The following is a 25,272-nucleotide window of genomic DNA, read 5'->3' as shown; positions in this document are numbered from 1 at the left end:
CATTGATATGCGGTGCATATCACAGCAGTGCCAATCTTATATTTGACGCACCGAATCGCGCAACCTATTCTGGAACGTCTTGATAAGGAGTCCGCCATGGCCGACCAGCCGCGCTACAACCGCCGATCGCGCAACATCACCGAGGGCGTCGCCCGCAGCCCGAACCGCTCGATGTACTACGCGATGGGCTACCAGAAGGAAGACTTCGACAAGCCGATGATCGGCGTCGCCAACGGCCACTCGACCATCACGCCCTGCAATTCCGGCCTGCAGAAGCTGGCCGACATCGCGGTGGCTACCGTCAAGGAGGCCGGCGCCAATCCCCAGGTGTTCGGCACGCCCACCATTTCCGACGGCATGTCGATGGGTACCGAGGGCATGAAGTTTTCGCTGATCTCGCGCGAAGTCATCGCCGACTGCATCGAGACCTGCGTGAATGGCCAATGGATGGACGGCGTGGTCGTCATCGGCGGCTGCGACAAGAACATGCCCGGCGGGATGATCGCGCTGGCGCGCGCGAACGTGCCGGGCATCTACGTGTACGGCGGCACGATCAAGCCGGGCCACTGGAAAGGCAAGGACCTCACCATCGTCTCGTCCTTCGAAGCGGTCGGCGAATTCACGGCCGGGCGCATGAGCCAGGAGGACTTCGACGGCATCGAGCGCAACGCCTGTCCCTCGTCCGGGTCCTGCGGCGGCATGTACACGGCCAACACCATGTCCTCGTCTTTCGAGGCGCTCGGGATGTCGCTGATGTATTCGTCGACGATGGCCAACCCGGACGACGAGAAGGTGGGCTCGTGTGCCGAGTCCGCGCGCGTGCTGGTGGAAGCCGTCAAACGCGACCTCAAACCGCGCGACATCATCACCCGTGAATCGATCGAGAACGCGGTGTCCCTGATCATGGCCACCGGCGGCTCGACCAACGCCGTGCTGCACTATCTCGCCATTGCCCATGCCGCCGACGTCGAATGGACGCTGGAAGACTTCGAACGCGTGCGCCGCAAGGTTCCCGTGATCTGCAACCTCAAACCGTCCGGCCAGTATGTCGCGACCGACCTGCACAAGGCCGGCGGCGTGCCGCAGGTGATGAAGCTGCTGCTCGATGCAGGCCTCCTGCATGGCGACTGCATCACCATCACCGGCCGCACGCTGGCCGAGGAACTGGAAGGCGTGCCAAGCGTCCCCCCCGCCGGCCAGGACGTCATCCGCAGCATCGACCGCGCCCTGTACGCCCAGGGCCACCTGGCCATCCTGAAAGGGAACCTGTCGCCAGAAGGCGCGGTAGCGAAAATCACCGGCCTGAAGAACCCGGCCATCACCGGCCCGGCGCGCGTCTTCGACGACGAATACACGGCGATGGATGCCATCCTGGGCAACCGCATCCAGGCCGGCGACGTGCTGGTGCTGCGCTACCTCGGCCCGAAGGGCGGGCCCGGCATGCCGGAAATGCTGGCACCGACGGGCGCCCTGATCGGCAAGGGCCTGGGCGAATCGGTCGGCCTGATCACCGACGGGCGTTTCTCGGGCGGTACCTGGGGCATGGTGGTCGGGCACGTGTCGCCCGAAGCCTTCGAGGGCGGGACGATCGCGCTGGTGGAGGAGGGCGATTCGGTGACGATCGATGCGAATGCCTTGCTGATCCAGCTGAACGTGCCGGATGAAGAAATCGCGCGCCGCCGGGCCGCCTGGACGCGGCCGGCGCCGCGCTACACGCGCGGGTGCTGGCGAAGTTCGCGGCGCTGGCCTCGAGTGCGAGCCGCGGCGCCGTGACGGGCTGACCGGAACCGCCGGCCGCGTCCAGCCTCAAGGGTGGGGCGGTACCGGCACCGCCTCGCCAGGCGCGGGCAGCGGCTCGCTTTCCGAACCATGCGGCTGGTGCAGCGGGATACGCACGATGAACTCGCTGCCCTTGCCTATGCCCTCGCTGCGCACTTCGATCGTGCCCTGGTGCAGCGCGACGATTTCGCGCACCACCGCCAGGCCGATGCCGAGCCCGGTACCGCGCTCGGCGCGCGTGTTGTCGGCCTGGGTGAAGACCTCGAAGATGCGCGGCAGCAGGTCGGGCGCGATGCCCTGGCCGTTGTCCTTCACGTAGCACAGGAAGTGGGTCTGGTCGGCATTGGCGCTGACCCAGATATCGCCGCCTTGCGGGGTGTACTTGATCGCGTTGTTGAGGAGGTTGACCACCACCTGCAGCAGGCGCCTGGGGTCGACCTCGATATCGATCGCCACCGACGGCAGCACCTGGTGCAGCTTCATTCCCTTGAGCAGGGCAGCCTGGCGGCAGCTGTCGATGGCTTCCTGCACGCAGTCCTGCAGCCGCACCCATTCGTAGCGCATGTTCATCTTGCCGGCCTGGACGCGGGTCAGGTCGACCAGGTCTTCCACCAGCCGTTCGAGGAAATTGACCTGCCGGTCCATGATGCGGATCGGCTGCGCATAGCGGGTGTCTTCGTCGGGCAGCCGCTTCATCAGCTCGAGCGCCGTCTTCAGCGGCGACAGCGGATTGCGCATCTCATGGGCGATGGTGCCGATGAAGACATTGTTTTCGTGGCGCTGGACAGCGTGTTCCTGCAGCACGTTCTCGAGGTACTTCATGCGGGCGCGCAGGTGGGTGGCATCGCGGAATACCTTGACGAAGCCGGAGGTACCGTCCTCCAGCGCCATCGGCACCGAAATGCCGCTCGACCAGAAACGCGACCCGTCCTTGCGGATGTGCCAGCGCTCGTTTTCGGCGACGCCGACCGTGCGCGTGGTGTTTGCCTCGTGCTCGTGCAGCTTGCGCTCGCGGTCTTCGGGAACGAACAGCATCCCGATCGACTGGCCGATCAGCTCAGCGGCACACCAGCCGGTAATGAGGTGGGCGCCGGCATTCCAGCCGGTGATGCGCAGGTCGTCGTCGTAGAACAGGACCCCATGCTGGCGCGTCTCCCGCAGCATCAGCGTCGAGAACGCGGCTGCCTGGTCGTCGGTCCAGTGGGTGGTCGATCCGGTGCTCATATCCGTCCTCGCGCGCCTGCGCCTTGCATGGATGACGAGTCAGGTCTGCACGGAGGGCGGGATGCGCCGGCCTGGCTTTCGATGTCGATATCATATCGGCATTCGCCAGGCGGCGGCTTCCGTTTGAACGGTGGCTGATTTCTTTGCTGGAAGAACGCAATGGCGGCATGGGAGGCGCCGCCAGGCCTGCGCCTATTTGCGCTTCCTGGTCTTGTCGCCGAAGGTCTCGGCCAGGCGGGCCTTGCGCCGGGCGGCGTCCTCGTCATGGTCTTTTTTCTTGTCCAGGCCGAGCATGGGTTCGATGTATTCGAACCAGACGAAGGCAAAGACCATCAGGCCGACGATCCACCACCAGGAGAGTTCGGCGAATTTCCAGACTTCAAAGAAGCGCAGCGCGACCAGGGCGGCAATCAACAGGATCAGGGGCATGGGTTTTCTCCAGAATCGGCCATCTTACAAAAGAATTTAGTTCTGCGTGGAAAAATTCCTGTACTTGGTGGAAACGGCGCGACACCAAATCGTAAGCGACGTTACAGAGTGTGACGGTGGGCAGTCAGCGCCCGGAAACGGGGTAGAATGGGATCATTACTACTGGAGAGTTAGATGAAACGGTCCCTGATCTTGTGTGCTGTGTTGTCGGTCCTGGCATCCTCGAGCGCATTCGCGCAAGCCGACCTGGCAAAGGCGAAGAATTGCATGGCTTGCCACGCCGTAGCGAACAAGTTGGTCGGTCCCGCCTACAAGGACGTCGCTGCCAAGTATGCCGGCCAGAAGGGCGCGGAAGACAAGCTGGTCCAGAAAGTCATGAAAGGCGGCGTCGGTACCTGGGGCCCGGTCCCGATGCCGGCCAATTCGCAGGTGAACGAAGCCGAAGCGCGCAGCCTGGTGAAATGGGTGCTGGCGACCAAATAAGCGGCACGCAAGCACCGCTCGCATGAAGAAGCGCGCCGGCGTCAGCCAGGCGCGCTTTTTGTTTGCCGGCCGCGCATACCGGCCGGGCTACCGGGGTCTCAACGAATCACGTCGATCCTGGTGCGCTTGCCGCCCCGGAAGGTGAACAGGGTGAGGGCGCCGTTATTGATGTCGCCATTCGCGTCGAACTGGATGTCGCCGGTCACACCGCGGTACTTGATCTTCTTCAGCTCCGGCAGATACTTGGCCGGATCGGCAGAATTGGCCGCCTGCATCGCTGCCGCCATTACCATCACCGCGTCGTACACATAGGGCGCGTACAGTTGCACGTCCTGCCCGGTCTTTTGCTTGAAGCGGGCGCGGAAGTCGCTCATCGTCTTTTCCTGCTCTGCCCCTTTCACACCGCCCGCTTCGGCGCAGATGACCTTGCCTTCTCCCAGCGCCGGACCGGCCAGGCGTCCCAGCGCTTCGGTACAGATGCCGTCGCCGCCCATGAACAGGGTATCGATGCCGAGCGCCTTCATTTGCTTGAGCATCGGGCCGGCCACGGAATCCATGCCGCCAAAGAAGATCAGGTCCGGCTTTTTCGCGCGGAGCGAGGTCAGGATCGCCGTGAAGTCGGAAGCGGTGGCGCTGGTGAATTCCTTGCCGACGATGCGCACGCCCTGGCCCTTGGCCCCCTTCAGGAATTCCGTGGCGACGCCCTGGCCGTAGGTGGTGCGGTCGTCGATGACGGCGATGTTCTTCACCTTCAGGGTATCGATCGCATACTTGCCCAGCGTACCGCCGAGCTTGGCATCATTCGCCACCACGCGGAAGGCCCCCGGGAAACGCTGCTTGGTGTACTGGGTAGCGGTGGTCGCCGGCGAAATCTGCACGATGCCTGCGTCGTGGTAAATCTTCGAGGCCGGGACAGTAGTGCCGGAATTGAGGTGGCCGACGATGCCCTTGACCCTGGCGTCGACCAGCTTTTGCGCCACTGCCGTGCCCTGTTTCGGATCGGAGCCGTCGTCCTCGGCGAGCAATTGCAGCGTCAGCTTCTGGCCGTTGATGGCGAAGCCTTTCGCATTGAGCTCGTCGATGGCCATGCGGGCCGCGTTCTCGTTGTCCTTGCCGAGGTGCGAATTCGGGCCGGAGACCGGGCCGACATGGCCGATCCGGACGACTTGCTGGGCGCTGGCATGGGCCGCGAACAGCATCGCGAGCGCGAGGGAAATCAGCTTGGTGCGCATACATTCTCCAGGAATGGGATGGGGAGCGCCCAACAACACACCAGCGAGCGCTTGCTGTCATTTATGCAGAGCAAAAGGTACAACAAATCAGGGAGGGGGAGAAGCAGAAAAATGCGGATGTCGGCAGCGGGACACAGCCTGGCCGCTCGTGCGCGGCGGCGACGCGGCATGCATGGCAAACTGCCGCGCGCGCAGCCAGGCACGCAGGGGCAGTGCAGTCGCGGCGGCCTTCCGGTGCGCCCGCCGATGCGTGATGCGGACGGCTGCGCGCCGCCTGTTCCGTGCTATTTTTGCCCGAACTGGTTGGCGGCCACCTGCTGCGCCACCACCTGCTCGACGGCCTGGCGCAAGCCGATATGGATCTGGTCGGCAGCCGAGGCCAGCGCACCGCGCACGACGGCATCGAGCTGGGGCTGCAGCTGTGCCACCACGCGCGCGACGATGCGTTCTTCGATGGCATCCCAGTCGGCGTCGGTGGGCTGAGTGGTGGCTGCCGGCGCCGCCGGCGGCGACGCCTGAGGCAGCTCAGCCGCAGGTTCGGGTAGAGGCGCAGGCAGGGGCATGGACAGCTCTGCCAGCGTTCCCGAGTCCGGCGCGGGTGCGATTGCCGGATCCGCCACGGATACCATGTGCGGCTCCGCCAGCTGCTCTCCCAGCGGCTCCACTACCGGTTCTACCAGTCGCTCCACTACCGGCTCCACCAGCGGCTCCACCAGCGGCTCCACTATCGGCTCCACTATCGGCTCCACTATCGGCTCCACTACGGGCTCTACCAGCGGCTCCGCCAGCAGCTCCACTGGCGCTTCCACCGTGGGCACGGCAGCCGGCGCCGTGCTTGCCGGGACAGCGGGCGCCATCAAGGATGCAAGGTCGATCCGGTCGTCGAGGACAGGCACGGGATCGATCCGCTCATCGAGGACCGGCACCGGGTCGAGGGGTTCCAGCACAACTTGAGTCAACACGGGAATGCTGCTATCGAAGGCTGGCTTCTGGCTCATGATTGTCCTGCGACGAAGTGGGTCAGGGGATAGGCTCCCTTTTTGTAGGCGACGTAGCGCTGGCGGCCGGCGGCGGCGTCCTGCTCGTCGCTGGAGATGATTTCGAACACGCGCGCGAACTGGGCGAAGGTGCTTGGGGTACGCTGGGTGAGGTTCACCAGCATGTCGTGGTGGGGCAGCGGCACGTCTTCGTTGTCGGTGATGACGATCGGTGTTTCCGCGGCCAGCGGGTCGCTCGCCAGCACGTGCGGCAGGAAGTCGGTGTCGGACAGGGTCCAGAGCGCCTCGTTCAGCGCCGCGGCCTGGGCCGCGTTTTCCGCCAGCAGCACGACCTTGGCGCGCGCCGCATAGGCCTTGCGTGCCAGGCGGCAGGCGTATTGCAGCTTGTCGGGGATATTGGTGTGGAAGTCGACTCGGGTCATGACGAGATTGTACGACGGCGCGCCGCCATCCGGTCAACCTGCATCGATACGCGCCGGCGAACTTTCCGCCGGCGCCATGGTTCACCCGCCAGGACTCAGGCTGCGTTCATCCCGTTATGGCGCAGCAGGGCGTCGATCGACGGTTCGCGGCCACGGAAGGCTTTGAAGGATTCCAGCGCCGGACGCGAGCCGCCCACCGCCAAAATCTCGCGCTGGAAGCGGCGCCCGGTCTCGAGCGTGTGCTCGCCGCCGCCGGCCTCCAGGGCTTCCTCGAAGGCCGCATACGCGTCCGCCGACAGCACCTCGGCCCACTTGTAGCTGTAGTAGCCGGCCGCATAGCCGCCAGCAAAGATGTGGCCGAAGGAATGCTGGAAGCGGTTGAAAGCCGGCGGGATCATCACCGAGAACTTGCTGCGCACATCGTCGATCACCTCCTGCACGGTCTTGTCGCCTTGCGGGTCGAAATCGTAATGCAGGTGCATGTCGATCAGGGAAAACTCGACCTGGCGCAGCGTCTGCATGCCCGACTGGAAGTTTTTCGCCGCCAGCATCTTGTCGTACAGCGCGCGCGGCAGCGGCTCGCCCGTCTTCACGTGCGCCGTCATGCCCTGCAGCACGTCCCATTCCCAGCAGAAGTTTTCCATGAACTGGGACGGCAGCTCGACCGCATCCCATTCCACGCCCGAGATGCCCGAGACCGACAATTCCTCGACTTCGGTCAGCATGTGGTGCAGGCCGTGGCCGAACTCGTGGAACAGGGTCGTCACTTCGTCGTGGGTGAACAGCGATGGCTGCAATTGCCCATCCTTCAATGCCGGCGGCGTGAAATTGCAGGTGAGGTAGGCGATCGGGGTTTGCAGGATGCCGCCGGTCGTCAGGCGGCGTCCGCGCGCATCGTCCATCCATGCACCCTGATTCTTGCCGGCACGGGCGTACAGGTCGAAATAGAACTGGCCGACCAGCTCGCCGTCGCGTTCGATGCGGTAAAAGCGCACGTCCGGATGCCAGACCGGGGCGGTGTCCGGCTTGATCTCGACCGAGAACAGCGAGCGCACGACCTTGAACAGGCCTTCGATCACCTTGTGCTCCGGGAAGTATTCCTTCACTTCCTGGGCCGAGAAGGCATAGCGCTTCTCGCGCAGTTTTTCCGAAGCGTAGGCGACATCCCAGGCCTGCATGTCCTCGATACCGAGCTCGTCCTTGGCAAAGGCACGCAATTCCGCCAGGTCTTTCTCGGCGAACGGACGGGCACGCTTGGCCAGGTCTTCCAGGAAACCGATCACATGCTCGGGACTCTCGGCCATCTTCGGCACCAGCGACACTTCGGCGAAATTGCGGTAGTCGAGCAGGCGGGCTTCTTCATTGCGCAGTGCTAACAGCTGGGCGATGTTCGCCGTGTTGTCCCATTTCTCCAGTTCGGAAAAGACGGTGCCCATCTCGGAGGCCTTGGTGGCGCTGGCGCGGTAGATCGTTTCGCGCAAGGACCGCTTGTCGGCGAACTGCAGCAGCGGGAAGTAGGAAGGGAAGTGCAGGGTGAACTGGTAGCCGGTCTTGCCGTCCTTCTCGGCGGCGGCGCGCGCGGCGGCTTTCACGTCGTCCGGGATGCCGGCCAGGTCAGCCTCGTCTTCGACTACCAGCTTGTAGTCGTTGGTGGCGTCGAGCACGTTCTGCGAGAAGCGGGTGGAAATCGCGGCGTGCTGCTCCTGGATTTCGCCGAAGCGTTCCTTCTTGTCGTCCGGCAGCTCGGCGCCGCCCAGGCGGAAGTCGCGCAGGGCGTTCTCGACGATGCGCTTGCGTGCCGGGCTCAGCGTGTCGTATTCGGCACCGGCGCGGATGGCCTTGTACTTGTCGAACAGCACTTCGTTCTGGCCCAGCGTGGTCCAGAACTCGGTGACTTTCGGCTGGTTCTCGTTGTAGACCGCGCGCAGCTCGGGCGTGTCGGCCACGTGGTTCAGGTGGTTGACGATGCCCCAGGCACGGCCCAGGCGCTCGGTCGCTTCCTCGAGGGGCACCACGAAATTGTCCCAGGTTACGTTGTCGCTCGGTGCTTCGAGCTCCGCCACCACGGCGGCGGCTTCCTTGATCAGTTGCTCGATGGCCGGCGTGACGTGTTCCGGACGGAACGCATCGAAACGCGGCAGGCCTGAGAAATCGAGGAGGGGGTTACTGGTTTCAATATTCATGGTGCTCCTTTCAAATGTTCGGTGACCTCGAAAACCGTAGCGAGCGGCAGCAATGTTGGCTGAGAAGCGCAGCTGTACGAGAGTACAGCGAGCATCGCAAGCCGGCAGTGCAACGCGCAGTAGGTTTGCGAGGTTACCTTATGCGGTGCCTGGCTTCGGATCCATCCCCGCAACCGGGGCGAGCCGCTCCTGGCGCTTGCCGAGCACGCGCTCGGCGGACTCGACGGTGTTCATCAACAGCATGGTAATCGTCATCGGGCCGACGCCGCCCGGCACCGGCGTGATGTGCGAGGCCACCTCAACCACGCCGGCGAAATCGACGTCGCCGCAGAGCTTGCCGGCATCGTCGCGGTTCATGCCGACGTCGATCACGATCGCGCCCGGCTTGACCATGTCGGCGGTGACGGTATTGCGGCGGCCGACGGCGGCGACGATCACGTCGGCCTGGCGGGTGTGGTAGCCCAGGTCCGGGGTCGCGCTATGGCATATGGTCACGGTGGCGTTGGCTTGCAAGAGCAGCAGCGCCATTGGTTTGCCGACCGTGTTCGAGCGTCCGATGACCACCGCATGCTTGCCGCGCAAATCAACACCCGTGCTTTCGATCAGCTTCATGCAGCCGTAGGGCGTGCAAGGGCGGAAGCCCGGCAGGTTGGCGACCAGTTCGCCGGCCGACAGCACCGAGTAGCCATCGACGTCCTTGTTCGTGGCGATTGCCTCGATGACCTTCGAAGGGTTGATATGACGCGGCAGGGGCATCTGCACCAGGATGCCGTGGATGGACGGGTCCTCGTTCAGCGCTTCGATGCGCGCCAGCAAGGCGCTTTCGGTCAGGTCGGCATCGTATTTTTCCAGTACCGAATGAAACCCGACGTCGCCGCAGGCCTTGACCTTGTTGCGGACGTAGACCTGGCTGGCCGGGTCTTCGCCGACCAGGATCACGGCCAGGCCCGGCTGCACGCCGGCGGCGGTGAGCGTGGCCGCGCGCTGGGCGATTTCGGCACGCAATTGTTGGGAAAGTTGGACTCCGTCGATGGGTTGGGCTGGCATGGTGGGGCTCATCACTGGACAAAAATGAAATTATACGGCCCCCACGGGTATCGCGCGCCGCCCTCGGCGCTTCGTTGTCATATTTGACGATAGACAGATGGTTGGGTTTGCAGGGTGGAGTCCCGACTCCACGCGGTACGTCGCGTGCAAGCCCGGCGGTATGCCGCATCCGCATTCGGTGCATGCGATGCGATTTTGGAGCGGTGCATACCGCGTGGAGTCAGGACTCCATCCTACTGGATTCCACATAATGAAACGATATATCGTAATTTGAAAAAGCCAGATGGCACTGGTAGAATCCCATGGCTTATTTTCAGAATTTCATCACAAATCCGCCGCCGGCGATCTGGGGATCGGGGTGGGGCACCAACCAAGGAGACGCATCAATGTCAGCTCAACTCGATCAGTTGACGGCCCAGGCCGCCAATGACCCGGACGTTCTCGAAACAAAGGAATGGCTCGAGGCGCTCGAGGCGGTTATCGAAAACGAAGGTACCGATCGCGCCCACTACCTGATGGAGCGCCTGGTCGACCTGGCGCGCCGCCGCGGCGCCCATATCCCGTTCTCCAGCAACACCGCCTACGTCAACACCATTCCGGCGCACCTGGAAGAGCACTGCCCCGGCAACCTCGAATACGAAGAGCGCCTGCGCTCGTGGATGCGCTGGAACGCGATGGCGATGGTGGTCAAGGCCAACCGCGCCGACGGCGACCTGGGCGGCCACATCTCGTCCTTCGCTTCGCTGGCGAACATGCTGGGCATCGGCTTCAACCACTTCTGGCACGCCCCGACCGAAGACCACGGCGGCGACCTGCTCTACATCCAGGGCCATTCTTCGCCCGGCATCTATGCGCGCGCCTTCCTCGAAGGCCGCTTGAGCGAAGAGCAGCTGCTGAACTTCCGCCGCGAAGTCGACGGCAAGGGCTTGTCCTCGTATCCGCACCCGAAACTGATGCCGGACTTCTGGCAGTTCCCGACCGTCTCGATGGGTCTCGGACCCCTGATGGCGATTTACCAGGCGCGTTTCCTGAAGTACCTGCACGCGCGCGGCATCGCCGACACGGCCAACCGCAAGGTCTGGGTCTTCTGCGGCGACGGCGAGATGGACGAGCCGGAATCGATGGGCGCGATCGGCATGGCCGCGCGCGAGCAGCTCGACAACCTGGTCATGGTCGTCAACTGCAACCTGCAGCGCCTGGACGGTCCGGTGCGCGGCAACGGCAAGATCATCCAGGAACTGGAAGCGGACTTCCGCGGCGCCGGCTGGAACGTGGTCAAAGTCATCTGGGGCCCGGGCTGGGATGCCCTGCTCGCGAAAGACAAGGACGGCATCCTGCAGCGCGTGATGATGGAAACCGTCGACGGCGAATACCAGAACTACAAGGCGAAAGACGGCGCCTACGTGCGCAAGCACTTCTTCGGCAAGCATCCTGAATTGCTGAAGATGGTGGCCAACATGACCGACGACGACATCTGGCGCCTGACCCGCGGCGGCCACGATCCGCACAAGATCTACGCCGCCTTCAAGAACGCCCAGGAAAACAAGGGCACGCCGACCGTCCTGCTGGTAAAAACCGTCAAGGGCTTCGGCATGGGCAAGTCGGGCGAGGCGCGCAACACCGCGCACCAGACCAAGAAGCTCGATGACGAGGCCATCCGCGAAATGCGCGACCGCTTCGCCATCCCTATCCCGGACGACAAGCTGGCCGAGATCCCGTTCTTCAAGCCGTCCGACGATTCGCCGGAAATGAAGTACCTGCACGAGCGCCGCAAGGCCCTGGGTGGCTACCTGCCGCAGCGCCGCGAGAAGGCCGACGAGCAGCTCGTCGTGCCGCCGCTCGAATCGTTCAAGGCCGTGCTCGAGCCGACCGCGCCTGGCCGCGAAATCTCGACCACGCAAGCCTATGTGCGCGTGATCACGAGCCTGCTGAAAGACCAGAGCCTGGGCCAGCGCATCGTGCCGATCCTGGTCGACGAATCGCGTACCTTCGGCATGGAAGGCCTGTTCCGCCAGATCGGCATCTTCAACCAGCAGGGCCAGCTGTATGAACCGGTCGATAAAGACCAGGTCATGTACTACCGCGAGGACAAGGCCGGCCAGATCCTCCAGGAAGGCATCAACGAAGCGGGCGGCATGAGCTCGTGGATCGCCGCGGCGACCTCGTACTCGACCAACAACCGCACGATGATCCCGTTCTACACCTTCTACTCGATGTTCGGGATGCAGCGCGTGGGCGACCTGGTCTGGCTGGCGGGCGACATCCGCGCGCGCGGCTTCCTGATGGGCGGCACCGCCGGCCGCACGACCCTGAACGGCGAAGGCCTGCAGCACGAGGATGGCCACAGCCACATCATCGCGGCGACCATCCCGAACTGCCTGCCCTACGACCCGACCTTCGGCCACGAGGTGGCGGTGATCATCCAGGACGGCCTGCGTCGCATGGTGCAAGAACAGGAAGACGTGTTCTACTACATCACCATCATGAACGAGAACTACGAGCAGCCGGGCCTGAAGCCGGGCCAGGAAGAGGGCATCCTGAAGGGCATGTACCTGTTCCAGCAAGGTGGCGAGGCCCAGAATCGCGTCCAGCTGATCGGCTCGGGCACCATCCTGCGCGAATCGATCTTTGCCGCCGAACTGCTGCAGAACGACTGGGGCGTGGCCGCCGATATCTGGTCGGCACCGTCGCTGTCGCTGCTGGCGCGCGACGGCCAGGATTGCGACCGCTGGAACATGGTCAACCCGACCGCCGAGCAGCGCGTGCCATATGTCACCTCGCTGCTGCAGGAGTCGACTGGCCCGATCGTCGCCACCACCGACTACATGCGCATGTTCGCCGAGCAGATCCGCGCCTACATGCCGAAAGACCGCACCTATAAAGTGCTCGGCACCGACGGCTTCGGCCGCTCGGATTCGCGCGCCAAGCTGCGCGAGTTCTTCGAGGTGAACCGCTACTACGTGACGGTTGCGGCCCTGCGCGCACTGGCTGACGAAGGCAAGATCGACATGGGCGTCGTGGCACAAGCCATCGAGAAGTACGGCATCGATCCGAACAAGCCGAATCCGGTACACGTGTAAATGCTCTGGTGATAGAAGAAGCCGCCGCTCCTTTTCTCCCGAGGGTGCCCCTGACGGGGAGCCCTCGGACCTGCAGGAGCGGTGTGCCATCCCAGGCCAACGAATAATAATGGAGCTAACACTATGAGCATTGTGGAAGTCAAAGTCCCGGATATCGGCGACTTCAAGGAAGTCGAAGTCATCGAACTGATGGTGAAGCCGGGCGACACGATCAAGGTCGACCAGTCGCTCGTGACGGTCGAATCGGACAAGGCGAGCATGGAGATCCCGTCCAGCCACGCCGGCGTCGTCAAGGAATTGAAGATCAAGGTCGGCGACAAGGTTGCCGAAGGGTCGATCGTGCTGCTGCTCGAGGAGGCTGAAGGTGCCACTGCCGCGCCTGCGCCTGCTGCTGAAGCGGCTGCACCGGCCGCCGCTGCACCAGTTGCAGCCCCCGCACCAGCTGCCGCTCCTGCGCCGGCTGCCGCGCCTGCACCTGCACCTGCGCCTGCGCCTGCGCCCGCTCCGGCCGCTGCCCCAGCCGGCGACGCATCGAAAGCCCACGCCTCCCCATCGATCCGCAAGTTCGCGCGCGAACTCGGCGTCGACCTGTCGCGCGTGCCCGGCACCGGCCCGAAGAACCGCATCACCCAGCTCGACGTGCAGAACTTCGTCAAGGGCGTGATGGCTGCCGGCCCGACCGCTGCAACACCTGCCAAGGGCGGTTCCGGCGTCGGCCTGGACTTGCTGCCATGGCCGTCGCTCGACTTCTCGAGGTTCGGCCCGACCGAGCTGCTGCCGCTGTCGCGCATCAAGAAGATCAGCGGCCCGAACCTGCACCGCAACTGGGTGATGATCCCGCACGTGACGCAGTTCGACGAAGCGGACGTGACGGACCTCGAACAGTTCCGCGTCGATTCGAACGCGGCGCTGGCCAAGCAGAAGTCGACGGTCAAACTGACCATGCTTGCCTTCGTCATCAAGGCCTCGGTCGCGGCACTGAAAAAATACCCGCAGTTCAATGCCTCGATCGACGAGACCGGCGCGAACCTGATCCTGAAGCAGTACTACAACATCGGCTTCGCGGCCGACACGCCGAACGGCCTGGTGGTGCCGGTGGTGAAGGATGCCGACAAGAAGACGGTGTCGCAGATAGCCACCGAAATGGGCGAACTCTCGGCGCAGGCACGCGACGGCAAATTGAGCCCGGCGAACATGCAGGGCGCGACCTTCACCATCTCCTCGCTGGGCGGCATTGGCGGCACGGCCTTCACGCCGATCATCAATGCGCCGGAAGTGGCGATCCTCGGCCTGTCGAAGTCGGCCATGAAGCCGGTGTGGGATGGCTCGGCCTTCCAGCCGCGCCTGATGCTGCCGCTGTCGCTGTCCTACGACCACCGCGTCATCGACGGTGCCGGTGCCGCACGCTTCGCCGCCTACCTGGCCGAAGTGCTGGCCGACCTGCGCAAGACCCTTCTGTAAGGAGCGCCGAGCATGAGTACTGTTGAAGTAAAGGTCCCGAACATCGGCGACTTCAAGGATGTCGAAATCATCGAGCTGATGGTGAAACCGGGCGACACGATCAAGGTCGACCAGTCGCTCGTCACCGTGGAGTCCGATAAAGCCTCGATGGAGATTCCGTCGACCCATGCGGGCGTGGTCAAGGAGCTGTCGGTCAAGGTTGGCGACAAGGTCAATGAAGGGTCGCTGCTCTTGATGCTGGAGGAATCGGCGCACGCCGATTCCGCTGGTGCGGGCGCAGGCGCTGCGCCTGCTGCTCCGGCTGCTGCTCCTGCCGCGTCGTCCAAGCCGGATGCGCAGATCGGCACCCAGGCCGTCGCGCCGACCGCCGCCGCCGGCCCGACGGATTCCTACGCGCCGGCCCACAAAGCCGACGCCGCCGCGCCGAACGCCGTGCCGGCACCGAACGCCGCCAGCTACAGCGGCCAGGTCGACATCGAATGCGAAATGATGGTGCTCGGCGCCGGCCCTGGCGGCTACTCGGCCGCCTTCCGCGCCGCCGACCTGGGCATGAATACCGTGCTGGTCGAGAAGTACGCGACCCTGGGCGGCGTCTGCCTGAACGTCGGTTGCATCCCGTCGAAAGCGCTGCTGCACATGGCGCACATCATCGACGAGACCGCGCACATGGCGGCCAATGGCGTGACCTTCGCCGCGCCCGAGATCGACATCGACAAGCTGCGCGGCTACAAGGACGGCGTCATCAAGAAGATGACCGGGGGTCTCGCCTTCATGGCCAAGGCGCGCAAGGTCAATATCGTGCAGGGCGTGGGCCAGTTCCTTAGCCCGAACCACATCGAAGTAACAAGCCCGGATGGCGCGAAGAAGGTCGTGAAGTTCGCCAAGGCGATCATCGCCGCCGGTTCCTCGGTCGTGAAGCTGCCCTTCGTGCCGGAAGACCCGCGCATCGTCGACTCCACCGGCGCGCTCGAACTGCGCCAGGTGCCGAAGAAGATGCTGGTCATCGGCGGCGGCATCATCGGCCTGGAGATGGCGACCGTCTACAGCACCCTCGGTGCGCGCATCGACGTCGTCGAAATGATGGATGGCCTGATGCAGGGCGCCGACCGCGAGGCGGTGAAAGTCTGGCAGAAGTACAACGCCCACCGCTTCGACAACATCATGCTCAAGACGAAGACCGTCGGCGTGGAAGCCCTCCCTGAAGGCATTCGCGTGACGTTCGAATCGGCCGAGGCGGGCGTTGCCGCACCGGAACCGCAGCTGTACGACCTGGTGCTCGTCGCCGTCGGCCGCAGCCCGAATGGCAAGAAGATCGCCGCGGACAAGGCCGGCGTGGCCGTGACCGACCGCGGCTTCATCGGCGTGGACGGCCAGATGCGCACCAACGTGCCGCACATCTTCGCTATCGGCGACCTGGTCGGCCAGCCGATGCTGGCGCACAAGGCAGTGCACGAAGCGCACGTGGCGGCGGAAGCGGCGCATGGCGAGAAGGCTTATTTTGACGCGAAAGTGATTCCGTCGGTGGCCTACACCGATCCGGAAGTGGCGTGGGCCGGCCTGACCGAGGACGAAGCCAAGCAGAAGGGCATCAAGGTCGAGAAGGGCCATTTCCCGTGGAACGCCAGCGGCCGCGCGGTCGCCAACGGCCGCGACGAAGGCTTCACCAAGCTGCTCTTCGACGCCGAGACCCACCGCATCATCGGCGGGACGATTGTCGGCACGAATGCCGGCGACATGATCGGCGAAATCGCGCTGGCCATCGAAATGGGCGCCGATGGCGTCGACATCGGCAAGACGATCCACCCGCACCCGACGCTGGGCGAGTCGATCGGCATGGCGGCGGAAGCCTACGAAGGCGTCTGCACGGACTTGCCGCCGCCGCGCAAGCGCTGATTCTTGCCGGGATAGGTAGCGACGAAACCGGGACCGTGAGGTTCCGGTTTTTTTATAGGCTCGGCAAATTGGTCATTGAGGAGAACGCTCCGCCTTGTTATCGAAACAATAAGCTCGTAGACTGCGTATATCAATCGTCCTGATGGCGGGTTATTTGCCAAATCGATGGGGGACGAAATTCCTGCAGATCGCCTTGATTGGTGTCTGGTCTTGCGTTGCGCACTTCATCGTCGCCTTTATTCCTGGCTGCATGTGGGCAACAGCATGCGCGTAATCTGATCAAGTTTGTATGCAATGCACTTAATAAAACCAAACGAATGCAGAGCTCGTGTCCGTTTGTCAGACCTGACCCCACCGTATGTGTGACCCCACCGTATGTGTGTGACCCCACCGTATGTGTGACCCCACCGTATGTGACCCACCGTATGACCCTCTAGGCTGAAGAGCCTACCGCTGAAGTGCCTACCCATATATGCCAACACTTGATGACTTCACCCTCGCGGTGCGCCAGTTGTGCGACTGGGCGCAGGACGCGTCACCTTTGGGGACGCCCAAGTCGGAGATGCTGGCCGCACGGCGTCATCTCTCTGTACTCTATGCCATGGCGGTGGACCTGCCGCGCTGCGAATGCGAATGGGTCGAGCGGCCGCTCTCCCACGAGGAATGGTCGATCGTGTTCAAGCGATTCGGCACGCTACCCGTCGGTTATTACGGTAGCGTCTGCGACCCCTTGGAGGTGCCCGCCGGAGAGGCTGCGCTAGGCGATCTGGCAGACGATCTTGCGGATATCTGGCGCGACCTGAAGGAGGGGTTGCTGGTGTTCGACGACGGCCATCGCGAGGCCGGCGTCGCTGTCTGGCAGGAGTCGTTCGATACGCATTGGGGCGAACACGCCGTGAATGCCTTGGGCGTCATCCATTATTGGCTCGCACGGAACAGATGGCCAGACTAGTCCCTGGAAACGAAAGCCAGGGTTAGGTCTGACATTCGGACACGAGCCCGGCTTGTCGAAATCCATCGTCTTCATTCGTCGTGCGAGGAAGGGCCCGCCTGCGCAGGGCTGGGGTCAGGTCTGACATTCGGACACGAGCTCAGCCATAAACCATCCCTTGGCGCTTCGAATGCGGAGCTTGTGTCCATATGCCAGACCTGACCCCGACGCTGTTCATGATTGCTGGCGTTTGACGGCAGAGCTCGTGTCCGTTTGTCAGACCTGACCCCAGTAGTGTGACCGACCCCAGTAGTGTGACCCCAGTAGTGCGAAATTTGCCGCCGCCGCGCACGCGCTGATTGGCGTCGTTGCTGGAAGGACCGAAGCTGGGGCCGTGAGGTTCCGGTATTTTTTCGTCCAGGGTTCAGGGGGGCAGGCCGGAAAGCGTGCCTGTGGCGGCTTGCCCTTTCCCTTGTCTCACGTTTCTTCGCCGCAAGCGCCCCGCATACCGCAGCCGGCAGCGCGAAGAGCGTAACAATTGTCGTGCTATATGGCAATTGTTCTTCAGCTTGGGTCTATCGGTGGCGCTCTCTGCGCCCTTGTTTTCGGAATGCTGATTCAATGGAGCGACAGCCGTGCGGCATGCATAGGGAGGAAGAGCACATGGAAATCGGATTCGTCGGCCTGGGCGCCATGGGGCGCGGGATGGCAGCCAACCTGCTCAGGTCAGGCCACCTGCTGCGCGTCTGGAACCGCAGTGTGGCGCCCGCGCAGGAGCTGGCTGTGCAGGGCGCGCATGCGATGGACACCCCGGCCGAGGCAGGGGCGGTGGACGTGCTGTTTTCGATGCTGGCCGACGACGCCTCCACGCGCGGGTCCTGGTCGAGGGCGGGGCGCTGGCGGCCATGAAGCCGGGTAGCGTGCACGTCAACATGGCCACCGTCTCGGTTGCCTTTGCGCGCGAGATGGCGGCACTGCACCGCGAGCAGGGCATCGGCTACGTCGCCGCGCCGGTGCTGGGACGGGTCGACGTGGCGGCGGCCGGCAAGCTCAATATCGTCGCGGCCGGGCCGGCGGAACTCATCCAACGCGTGCAGCCCCTGTTCGACCTGATGGGCCAGAAGACCTGGCGCTTCGGCGATGCGCCCGAGCAGGCGAACGCCGTCAAGCTCGGCGCCAACCTGACGCTGGCCTGCGCAATCGAGGCGATGGGCGAGTCGGTCGCGCTGGCGGGGGCGCACGGCATCGACGCGGGCGGCTTTCTCGACCTGCTCAGCAGTACGCTGTTTGCCGGCTCGCCCGTCTACAAGGGGTATGGCGGCATGATCGCGCAGGAGCGCTACAGTCCAGCGGGATTCAAGCTGGCGCTGGGCTGGAAGGATGTCGGGCTGGCCAACGATGCGGCGCAAGCGCAGGGCGTGCGCCTGCGCTTCGGGGAAGTGTTGCGCGAGACCTTGCAGGAAGCCGTCAGGCGCGGCGACGGGGAACTGGACCTGGCGGCGCTGGCGAAGATGTCGAAGGTGGATCGTCAGTAGGCTGGTCGACTGGCTGTGCAGCGGCGCGAAGGGGTTTGTGGCGTTGCCGATGCGGTCCGGGTGCTTCCGAGGGCAGCAGATTCGCGGGATTGTTGCCGGTAACAATCGCCGCATCGGCAGCGAAGCTGCAACCCCACGAGGACCGTGCCGTGAGTGCCGTCTGCACTGTGTTTCGGTTGTGCCCCGGCGCGGCCTTGCCTATGATGAAAGTGCAAGCGGACGGCGCGGCTTGGCGCCGGTACAGTGGCTGACTGCCACAGGAGACGGATATGGAAGAGCACGCTACTGAATATGTCGGGACGCTGTTCGTCCTGCCCGAATCGCGCTGCTTCGAGCTGAACACGACCGTGCATGGCGCGCCGGTCACGCTGACGGGCACCGTGGTTCAGCAGCTGGCGGCGCGCTTTGCCGGCAACGCGGCAGCGGGCGAGCAGGTCGATGTGCGCCGGCTGGCGCTCGAGCCGCGCCGGGTCGAGGTGCTGACGCGCGAAATCCACGAGCGCCACCGGGCACCGCGCAAGGTGCATTTCCTGATGCGGGTGCTCGACGGCGGTGTCCAGGCCGGTTTCGCGGGCGCGGCCGGATAAGGCGTAAGGTGGACGGCTGGACCGCCAAGGAGGCTTCGACGCGGCGCGGCCGCCCGCCGTCCACGCGTTCAACCGGCTCTTGATACCTCGCGACGATGCATGCGCCCGTTGGACGCGTGGACGGCGCCTGCGACGCGTGCATGCACGCAGCCGGGCGGAGCCGTCCACCCTACGGGCAGCGGCGCGGTGTTAACGCAGCTTTACCGGGGCGACGGTCAGCGCCTCGCCGACCTCGATCGCCGCCTTCTCGAAGGTGGGCGGACCGAACTTGCCGCGTGCCTCGCGGCTGAAGCCAGCGCTCGCTCGGCATGCCGAGCGGGTTGCGGTCGAGCCGGTCGTTGTCGTTGGCGTCCTGGTAGGCCAGCACGGCGTAGGCGCCGGCGGGCACATCCTTCAGGGTGACGATGGTCTCGCCGTCGCCGGCCGGGGCCGAGGCGCTGTAGCCGCACTGTTTCAGGAAGCGTTCCTTGTCGCAGACCGCGACATTCACCTTGCCCCTGGCGCCCTTGATGCCGGAGACGCGGACTTCGACGTTGCCGGCCATGGCGTTGGCAAGCAGGCCGCAGGAAAGAAACCAGGTCAGTGCGCTACGAAAAAGCATGGGCAATCCTCTGTTGATGTGTTGAAGTGCGTGGCCGCAAATCCCAGCCGTGCGAGCGGGCGCCGTGGTAGGCTGTCGTCATTCCGGTTCACCCGTTTTTCCGACCCATTCTGCTCACCACCATGCTGCTCAATTCGCTCGTCCTTCTTGCCACCGTCGTGCTGATGGAAGTGTTTTCCATTGTCGCGCACAAGTACGTGATGCATGGTTTCGGTTGGGGCTGGCACCGCTCGCACCACGAGCCGCGTACCGGCTGGTTCGAGAAGAACGACCTGTATGCCGTCGTGTTCGCCGGCGTGGCCATCGCCCTGATCTGGTTCGGCACCGAGGGCGCCTGGCCCCTGCAATGGATCGGTGCCGGCATGACGGCGTATGGCCTGCTGTACTTCGTCGCCCACGACGGCCTGGTACATGGGCGCTGGCCGTTTCGCTACGTGCCGCGCAGTGGCTACCTGAAGCGGCTGTACCAGGCCCACCGCATGCACCATGCGGTGGCCGGCAAGGATGGCGCCGTCTCCTTCGGCTTCCTGTACGCGCCCTCGGCCGCCACCCTCAAGCGGCAGTTGCAGGCGCTGCACGGAGGTGCGCTTCCCCCCTCGGGCGTCCCCTCGGGCGTCCCCTCGGGCGGACGCTGCCACAGATGCGCGGGACGCGGCTGCGCCGACGCCAGCCGCGAAGTAAGCGCCGTTACGCCGCCTTTCGCCAGCAGCCACAGTTTCATGGTCTTCGAAGTGCCGACGCGTTCGTCCCAGGCGTGCGCGCCGCGCCGCTTCACTTCGATGCCGATCTGGCGGTAGACGTTGCGCGCGGTGGCGATAGCCCAGGCCGAGCGCAGCGGCAGCGCAGGGATGCCGGCCGCGGCCGAGTCGTAATAGGGTTCGGCATGATCCACCAGGCGCGCCGCCACGCGCGACAGCGCCACGCGGTAGCGCGGCAGTGCCAGGTCCGCCGGCGGAATGCCCGCTTCCTGCAGCCACTCGGCGGGCAGGTAGCAGCGCCCGTTCCTGGCGTCGTCGACGATGTCGCGCGCGATGTTTGTCAGCTGGAAGGCCAGCCCGAGGTCGCAGGCGCGGTCGAGCACCGCAGGATCTTTCGCCCCCATGATCGAGGCCATCATCAGGCCGACCACGCCTGCCACGTGGTAGCAGTAGCGCAGGGTGTCGTCGATCGTCTGGTAGCGCGCGCCCTCGACATCCATCGCGAATCCCGCCAGGTGGTCGAACGCGTAGCGCGGCGCAATGGCGTGTTTCAGCGCGACTTCCTGGAAGGCGGCAAATGCCGGGTCCTGCATCGCTTCGCCTGCATAGGCACGGCGCGTCTGCTCGTAGAGCTTCTCCAGTTCGCGCGTGGCGTCGTGGCCCGCGGGCGCGACGGTGCTGGAGCCCAGCTCCTGGCCGTCGACGACGTCGTCGCAGTGGCGGCACCAGGCGTAGAGCATCAGCACGCTGCGCCGGGTGGCCGGGTCGAACAGGGTTGCTGCCGCGCAAAACTCTTCGACCCGACCGCGATGGTGCGGGTTGCGTGTTCAAACAACGCCTCGCTCATGCCCGCGCCTCTTCCAGCATCAGGCCGGCGGTGGCCTTGGCCGAGCCGATCACGCCCGGCACGCCCGCGCCCGGATGGGTGCCGGCACCGACCAGGTAGAGGTTGTGCAGGGCGCTGTCGCGGTTGTGCGGCCGGAACCAGGCGCTCTGCGTGAGGATCGGTTCGAGCGAGAAGGCCGAGCCGACGTGGGCATTGAGCTCGTCGCGGAAATCGAAGGGCGTGAAGATGCGGCTGGTGACGAGCTGGCTGCGCAGTCCCGGCATGTAGCGCTTTTCCGGTAGTCGAAGATGCGGTCGCGGTAGCGCGGACCTTCGACCGACCAGTCGATCGGCGCATTGCCGAGGTGCGGCACGGGCGCCAGCACGTAGTGGCTGCCGCAGCCCGGGGGCGCGAGCGAGGGGTCGGTCACGCAGGGCGCGTGCAGGTAGAGCGAGAAGTCGTCCGCCAGCTCCTTGCCCGTGAAAATCTCGTCGATCAGTCCGCGGTAGCGCGGGCCGAAGCACACCGTGTGGTGCTGCAGCTGGCTGTGATGGTGGTCCAGGCCGAAGTACAGCACGAACAGCGAATTACTGAAGCGCTTCTTGCGCAGCGCCTGCGCCTGCGCGGGGCCGCGCGCGTGCCCGCCAAGGAGGTCGGCATAGGTGTGGACGACGTCGGCGTTGGACGCCACCGCGTCGGCCGGGAACAGGCGGCCGTCTTCCAGGCGCACGCCGCTGGCGCGTTCGCCTTGCGTTTCGATGCGCGCCACGGCGGCGTTCAGTTCGATGCGTCCGCCGATGTCCTCGAACAGGCGCACCAGGCCGCGCACCGGGGCGCCGGTGCCGCCACGCGGGAACCACACGCCCCAGCGCCGTTCCAGCGCGTGGATCAGGGTGTAGATCGAGGATGTCGCAAACGGATTGCCGCCGACCAGCAGCGAGTGGAAGGAAAACGCCTGGCGCAGGTGCTCGTCCTGGACGAATTTCGACACCATGCCGTAGACGCTGCGCCAGGCCTGCAGCTTGGCCAGCTGCGGGCCGGCGGAGATCATGTCGCGGAAGGACAGGAAGGGCACGGCGCCGAGTTTCAGGTAGCCCTCGTCGAACACGGCTTTCGAGTAGGCGAGGAAGCGCTGGTAGCCGGCGACATCAAGCGGGTTGCGCGCATGGATTTGCCGGTCGAGCGCCTCCTGGTCGTTGGCATAGTCGAAGTGGCTGCCGTCTTCCCAGCACAGGCGGTAGAAGGGCGCGACCGGCAGCATCTCGACGTAATCCTCGATGCGCTTGCCGGCCGCCGCGAACAGCTCCTCGATGCAGGACGGATCCGTGATGACGGTGGGGCCGGCATCGAACACGAAGCCCTGGTCCTCGTAGACATAGGCGCGTCCGCCCGGCTTGTCGCGCTTTTCCAGCAGGGTAGTCTGCATGCCGCTGGCCTGCAGGCGGATGGCCAGGGCCAGGCCGCCGAAACCGGCGCCGACGACGACCGCCTTTTTCGCATCAATCATTCTGCATTTCCGATCTGATCTGGTGAGGGTGGATCTTGCACGCGGCCGCAATGGCCGCGCGCACCGGCACGGGTGGTTTGCCGCTGAGCAGGCGCAGCTTGTCGCGCAGGCGCAGGCGGCCGGCGTAGAAGTGTGTGATCAGGGGCGCCGGCAGGCGGTAAAAACGCTGCATCACGCGCCAGCGCGCATCCGGACTGCCCGCCGGGAAGAGCATGCGGTTGAGCAGCCGGAAAAAGCGCTGGCGGCGCCACTCGCTGCGCGCCTCGTCGCGGATGGCGTCGAACAGGCGCGGCGCGCTGAAATCCGAAAACGTCGCGACCCGCTCGGCCAGGCGCACCGCGTGCGGCAGCGAATAGCCGGTGGTCGAGTGGAACAGGCCCGCGCGCAATCCGGCGCAGGGCTGGCCGGCGAGGTCCTTCCAGTAGGCGTCGAAGTCGCCCGCCAGCACGATGGGCAGCGAGCCGTGCTCCTCGCGCAGCAGCTCGGCGACGCGCCAGCCGTGGGATGCTACATAGTCCGCGATGTTTGCGCGCAGGCGCTCCGGTTCCCACCCGTGCCATCGACGTAATGGGTGTCTTCGATGAGCAGCCGCCGCTCGTCGAAGGGCAGTACGTACACGAAACGGTAGCCGCCTTGCTGCGCGACCCTGGCGTCCATGATGATCGGCGCCGTGAGGCCATGGGGCGCATCGAGCCGCAGCTCCTGGCCGAGGAAGGTCTGGTAGCCCAGCGCCAGGCGCGGCGTCGCGCGCACGCCGCGGCCATCGATGACGGCGTGCGCGTGCAGGGTTTCGCCACCGGCCAGGGTGACGCTGGTCGGCGTGAGCGTATCGACCGGGGTATCGAGGCGTAAGGCCGGTCCGAGCGCCGCTTCGATCACGCGCGCGAAGTCGTGCGACATCACGCTGGCGTAGCCACTGTCCATCGTGCGCGCATGGTCCGGGAATACCACGTCGTAACGCGGCCACTGCGCGGAGACGAGCGGCGCCAGCCACGTGCGCTGCGCGTCGCTCAGGTCGCCGTCGTGGAAGGACCGGTGTGGTTGCCGCCGATCCCGCCGGACGCTTCCAGCAGCAGGATGCGCAGGGCAGGGCGCAGCGTGCGCAGGCGCCAGGCGATCAAGCCATTGGCCAGGCCGCCGCCGACGAGGATCAGGTCCCGTGGCGGCTGCGCCACCGGGAGCGTGCGGCTTATCCAAGGCTGGCCACTCCTGCTTCCGCGCCGGCATGGGCAGCGGGGGCCAGGCCGAGGGCGTCCTCGATGAGGTCGGCCGCGCGCGCCGTGCCGCCGGCCCGTGCCAGGTCGTCGGCCAGCGGCGCCATGCGTTCGGCGAAAGCGGGATCGTCCAGCAGCCGGCGCAGGGCGCCGGCGATCTGCCCGGCGCTGGCGAAACGCGGCGACAGGCGCAGGCCGATGCCGGCGTGAACGATGCGCGCGGCCGCCGCGCCGGGCTGGTCAAAGGCGATGGGCATGGCCAGGATGGGCGTGCGCGTGGCGATGGCATCCATCACCGTGTTCCAGCCCGCGTGCGAGACCACGGCGTCTGCACGCGCCAGCACTTCCTGCTGCGGCGCGAACGCACAGACCCAATCGGCGCCCGCGCGGCGCAGGGCTTCTTCCTGTTGCGCGTTCAGGCCCCCACAATGGGCGACGAGCAGCTGCACACCCCTCCTGGCGGCAGGCACGGGCGATGCGCTTGAAGAGCGCCAGGCGGCCGCCCTGCATGGTGCCGAGCGAAGCGAACACAAAAGGGCGAGCGGGATCGACCGGGGTATGCCGACCGCGCCAGCTGCCGCGCCGGCGCTCTTGCGTGAGAAGCGCAGCGGACCGACATGGTGAAACTGCGGCGGCAATGCCTTGCGCGGGAATTCGAACGAAGCAATCGTCTGGCTGACCTGCACCGAGGGCGAGAGGCACTCGTGCAGCGCGTGGCGCGGCTCCAGCCCCGGCGCGCCGCGCATGCGCTTCGATGACTTTCGCGTGGGGCGACATCAGCCAGTCGTAGACGCGCGTGCTGCCCTCAACCATATGGCGCCCGCGTTCGCTGGCATCAAAGGCGAAAGGCATCACCGGCAGCGGAATGCCGCTCTCGCGGTTGACCGGCAGGGCACAGGCCACCGACACGAACGGCAGGCCCAACCCTTCCGCGACCAGGCCGCCGGCCGCTTCCATCTGGTCGGTCAGCAGGGCGTCGATGCCGAGCGCCGCAATCGCGGCCGGCAGTTCCTTGCACAGCATGTCGGTGGTGCGCGCCAGGTCCCGGATGACGCGGCGCAGGCCCAGCGGGCCACCCGGGCTGGCGGCGCGGCGCAGGTTGCCGGCGAGCGAACCGGCCGGGTGGGTGTCCGCGCCGAGCG

At 65.3% G+C, this 25,272-nt stretch carries 20 protein-coding genes and 4 pseudogenes; 9 read left to right on the top strand and 15 right to left on the bottom strand.

Annotated features, from left to right (window positions below; genetic code table 11):
* Positions 1–96: 96 nt before the first annotated feature.
* A pseudogene (gene ilvD, locus G4G31_RS23530) lies at positions 97–1,781 on the top strand (dihydroxy-acid dehydratase).
* 25 nt (positions 1,782–1,806) lie between these two features.
* Here the strand turns inward: ilvD and G4G31_RS23525 are convergent.
* Positions 1,807–3,003 (bottom strand): PAS domain-containing sensor histidine kinase, encoded by a 1,197-nt coding sequence (locus tag G4G31_RS23525; RefSeq protein WP_182989615.1) that lies wholly within the window; start codon positions 3,001–3,003, stop codon positions 1,807–1,809.
* A gap of 192 nt (positions 3,004–3,195) precedes the next feature.
* Positions 3,196–3,432 carry a TIGR04438 family Trp-rich protein gene (locus G4G31_RS23520; RefSeq protein ID WP_182989614.1) on the bottom strand — a complete coding sequence of 79 codons (237 nt, stop codon included), beginning with the start codon at positions 3,430–3,432 and terminating at the stop codon, positions 3,196–3,198.
* Between the two features lie 174 nt (positions 3,433–3,606).
* On the opposite strand from G4G31_RS23520, the gene G4G31_RS23515 reads away from it, so the two are divergent.
* Positions 3,607–3,915 (top strand): c-type cytochrome, encoded by a 309-nt coding sequence (locus G4G31_RS23515; protein WP_182989613.1) that lies wholly within the window; start codon positions 3,607–3,609, stop codon positions 3,913–3,915.
* A 98-nt stretch (positions 3,916–4,013) separates the two neighbouring features.
* Here the strand turns inward: G4G31_RS23515 and G4G31_RS23510 are convergent, their stop codons facing one another.
* From G4G31_RS23510 to folD, 5 genes are all read right to left on the bottom strand, one after another.
* Positions 4,014–5,147, bottom strand: a complete 1,134-nt coding sequence (locus G4G31_RS23510; protein WP_182989612.1) for a branched-chain amino acid ABC transporter substrate-binding protein — start codon at positions 5,145–5,147, stop codon at positions 4,014–4,016.
* A 284-nt stretch (positions 5,148–5,431) separates the two neighbouring features.
* Positions 5,432–6,109, bottom strand: a complete 678-nt coding sequence (locus tag G4G31_RS23505; RefSeq protein ID WP_182989611.1) for a hypothetical protein — start codon at positions 6,107–6,109, stop codon at positions 5,432–5,434.
* A gap of 32 nt (positions 6,110–6,141) precedes the next feature.
* Positions 6,142–6,567, bottom strand: a complete 426-nt coding sequence (locus tag G4G31_RS23500) for a DNA polymerase III subunit chi (RefSeq protein WP_182989610.1) — start codon at positions 6,565–6,567, stop codon at positions 6,142–6,144.
* Positions 6,568–6,662: 95 nt separating this feature from the next.
* Positions 6,663–8,750, bottom strand: coding sequence for a M3 family metallopeptidase (locus G4G31_RS23495; protein WP_182989609.1), 2,088 nt, complete (start codon positions 8,748–8,750; stop codon positions 6,663–6,665).
* Between the two features lie 138 nt (positions 8,751–8,888).
* The gene (gene folD / locus G4G31_RS23490; protein ID WP_182989608.1) at positions 8,889–9,797 is read right to left on the bottom strand and encodes a bifunctional methylenetetrahydrofolate dehydrogenase/methenyltetrahydrofolate cyclohydrolase FolD; all 909 of its coding nucleotides are present in this window, start codon (positions 9,795–9,797) and stop codon (positions 8,889–8,891) included.
* Positions 9,798–10,183: 386 nt separating this feature from the next.
* Between folD and aceE the strand changes: the two genes are divergently transcribed.
* From aceE to G4G31_RS23460, 6 genes and pseudogenes are all read left to right on the top strand, one after another.
* Complete coding sequence (gene aceE / locus G4G31_RS23485; protein WP_182989607.1) at positions 10,184–12,877, top strand: pyruvate dehydrogenase (acetyl-transferring), homodimeric type; 2,694 nt, start codon at positions 10,184–10,186, stop codon at positions 12,875–12,877.
* A gap of 123 nt (positions 12,878–13,000) precedes the next feature.
* Positions 13,001–14,338 carry a dihydrolipoyllysine-residue acetyltransferase gene (aceF, locus tag G4G31_RS23480; RefSeq protein WP_182989606.1) on the top strand — a complete coding sequence of 446 codons (1,338 nt, stop codon included), beginning with the start codon at positions 13,001–13,003 and terminating at the stop codon, positions 14,336–14,338.
* Between the two features lie 12 nt (positions 14,339–14,350).
* Positions 14,351–16,231, top strand: coding sequence for a dihydrolipoyl dehydrogenase (gene lpdA, locus G4G31_RS23475; protein WP_182989605.1), 1,881 nt, complete (start codon positions 14,351–14,353; stop codon positions 16,229–16,231).
* A gap of 472 nt (positions 16,232–16,703) precedes the next feature.
* Entirely contained in the window at positions 16,704–17,183 is a 480-nt protein-coding gene (locus tag G4G31_RS23470) for a DUF5063 domain-containing protein (protein ID WP_182989604.1), read from the top strand.
* A 642-nt stretch (positions 17,184–17,825) separates the two neighbouring features.
* Positions 17,826–18,697, top strand: a pseudogene (locus G4G31_RS23465) (NAD(P)-dependent oxidoreductase).
* Positions 18,698–18,966: 269 nt separating this feature from the next.
* Complete coding sequence (locus tag G4G31_RS23460) at positions 18,967–19,284, top strand: hypothetical protein (RefSeq protein WP_182989603.1); 318 nt, start codon at positions 18,967–18,969, stop codon at positions 19,282–19,284.
* Between the two features lie 169 nt (positions 19,285–19,453).
* Here G4G31_RS23460 and G4G31_RS23455 read toward each other — a convergent pair whose 3' ends face one another.
* Complete coding sequence (locus G4G31_RS23455) at positions 19,454–19,885, bottom strand: DUF2141 domain-containing protein (RefSeq protein WP_229425216.1); 432 nt, start codon at positions 19,883–19,885, stop codon at positions 19,454–19,456.
* A 122-nt stretch (positions 19,886–20,007) separates the two neighbouring features.
* On the opposite strand from G4G31_RS23455, the pseudogene G4G31_RS27240 reads away from it, so the two are divergent.
* A pseudogene (locus G4G31_RS27240) lies at positions 20,008–20,349 on the top strand (beta-carotene hydroxylase); the annotation flags it as partial.
* On the opposite strand, the gene G4G31_RS23445 reads toward G4G31_RS27240, so the two are convergent.
* The 7 genes and pseudogenes from G4G31_RS23445 to G4G31_RS27225 all read right to left on the bottom strand — a co-directional run bounded on the left by G4G31_RS23445 (position 20,334) and on the right by G4G31_RS27225 (position 24,876).
* The gene (locus G4G31_RS23445) at positions 20,334–21,323 is read right to left on the bottom strand and encodes a phytoene/squalene synthase family protein (RefSeq protein WP_229425665.1); all 990 of its coding nucleotides are present in this window, start codon (positions 21,321–21,323) and stop codon (positions 20,334–20,336) included. The pseudogene G4G31_RS27240 and the gene G4G31_RS23445 sit on opposite strands and share 16 nt — an antisense overlap.
* Before the next feature lie 103 nt (positions 21,324–21,426).
* Positions 21,427–21,693, bottom strand: coding sequence for an FAD-dependent oxidoreductase (locus G4G31_RS27235; protein WP_229425215.1), 267 nt, complete (start codon positions 21,691–21,693; stop codon positions 21,427–21,429).
* A gap of 68 nt (positions 21,694–21,761) precedes the next feature.
* Positions 21,762–22,916 (bottom strand): annotated as a pseudogene (locus G4G31_RS23440) (phytoene desaturase); the annotation flags it as partial.
* Positions 22,909–23,397, bottom strand: coding sequence for a lycopene cyclase family protein (locus G4G31_RS27805; RefSeq protein ID WP_267873681.1), 489 nt, complete (start codon positions 23,395–23,397; stop codon positions 22,909–22,911). The pseudogene G4G31_RS23440 and the gene G4G31_RS27805, both read right to left, overlap by 8 nt.
* Before the next feature lie 26 nt (positions 23,398–23,423).
* Positions 23,424–23,906 carry a lycopene cyclase family protein gene (locus tag G4G31_RS27800; protein WP_267873680.1) on the bottom strand — a complete coding sequence of 161 codons (483 nt, stop codon included), beginning with the start codon at positions 23,904–23,906 and terminating at the stop codon, positions 23,424–23,426.
* A 20-nt stretch (positions 23,907–23,926) separates the two neighbouring features.
* A complete protein-coding gene (locus tag G4G31_RS27230; RefSeq protein ID WP_229425703.1) occupies positions 23,927–24,091 on the bottom strand; it encodes a lycopene cyclase family protein in 165 nt (54 codons plus the stop codon).
* A gap of 14 nt (positions 24,092–24,105) precedes the next feature.
* Entirely contained in the window at positions 24,106–24,876 is a 771-nt protein-coding gene (locus tag G4G31_RS27225; RefSeq protein ID WP_229425214.1) for a glycosyltransferase, read from the bottom strand.
* Positions 24,877–25,272 lie beyond the last annotated feature (396 nt).

It is taken from the genome of Massilia sp. Se16.2.3, assembly GCF_014171595.1.
Taxonomy (GTDB): Bacteria; Pseudomonadota; Gammaproteobacteria; order Burkholderiales; family Burkholderiaceae_D; genus Telluria.
The sequence above is the reverse complement of the archived record's forward strand: the minus strand, read 5'-3'. Positions and strand labels throughout refer to the sequence as shown.

Bases quoted from the DNA above. Each gene is read 5' to 3' on its own strand.
- G4G31_RS27225 (WP_229425214.1), bottom strand. From the start codon at position 24,876: ATGCGCGGCGCGCCGGGGCTGGAGCCGCGCCACGCGCTGCACGAGTGC.
- G4G31_RS23495 (WP_182989609.1), bottom strand. From the start codon at position 8,750: ATGAATATTGAAACCAGTAACCCCCTCCTCGATTTCTCAGGCCTGCCG.
- G4G31_RS23455 (WP_229425216.1), bottom strand. From the start codon at position 19,885: ATGCTTTTTCGTAGCGCACTGACCTGGTTTCTTTCCTGCGGCCTGCTT.
- G4G31_RS23520 (WP_182989614.1), bottom strand. From the start codon at position 3,432: ATGCCCCTGATCCTGTTGATTGCCGCCCTGGTCGCGCTGCGCTTCTTT.
- G4G31_RS23500 (WP_182989610.1), bottom strand. From the start codon at position 6,567: ATGACCCGAGTCGACTTCCACACCAATATCCCCGACAAGCTGCAATAC.
- lpdA (WP_182989605.1), top strand. From the start codon at position 14,351: ATGAGTACTGTTGAAGTAAAGGTCCCGAACATCGGCGACTTCAAGGAT.
- G4G31_RS23460 (WP_182989603.1), top strand. From the start codon at position 18,967: ATGGAAGAGCACGCTACTGAATATGTCGGGACGCTGTTCGTCCTGCCC.
- G4G31_RS27235 (WP_229425215.1), bottom strand. From the start codon at position 21,693: ATGCCGGGACTGCGCAGCCAGCTCGTCACCAGCCGCATCTTCACGCCC.
- aceE (WP_182989607.1), top strand. From the start codon at position 10,184: ATGTCAGCTCAACTCGATCAGTTGACGGCCCAGGCCGCCAATGACCCG.
- folD (WP_182989608.1), bottom strand. From the start codon at position 9,797: ATGCCAGCCCAACCCATCGACGGAGTCCAACTTTCCCAACAATTGCGT.
- G4G31_RS23510 (WP_182989612.1), bottom strand. From the start codon at position 5,147: ATGCGCACCAAGCTGATTTCCCTCGCGCTCGCGATGCTGTTCGCGGCC.
- G4G31_RS23470 (WP_182989604.1), top strand. From the start codon at position 16,704: ATGCCAACACTTGATGACTTCACCCTCGCGGTGCGCCAGTTGTGCGAC.
- G4G31_RS23445 (WP_229425665.1), bottom strand. From the start codon at position 21,323: ATGCTCTACGCCTGGTGCCGCCACTGCGACGACGTCGTCGACGGCCAG.
- G4G31_RS23515 (WP_182989613.1), top strand. From the start codon at position 3,607: ATGAAACGGTCCCTGATCTTGTGTGCTGTGTTGTCGGTCCTGGCATCC.
- G4G31_RS23525 (WP_182989615.1), bottom strand. From the start codon at position 3,003: ATGAGCACCGGATCGACCACCCACTGGACCGACGACCAGGCAGCCGCG.
- aceF (WP_182989606.1), top strand. From the start codon at position 13,001: ATGAGCATTGTGGAAGTCAAAGTCCCGGATATCGGCGACTTCAAGGAA.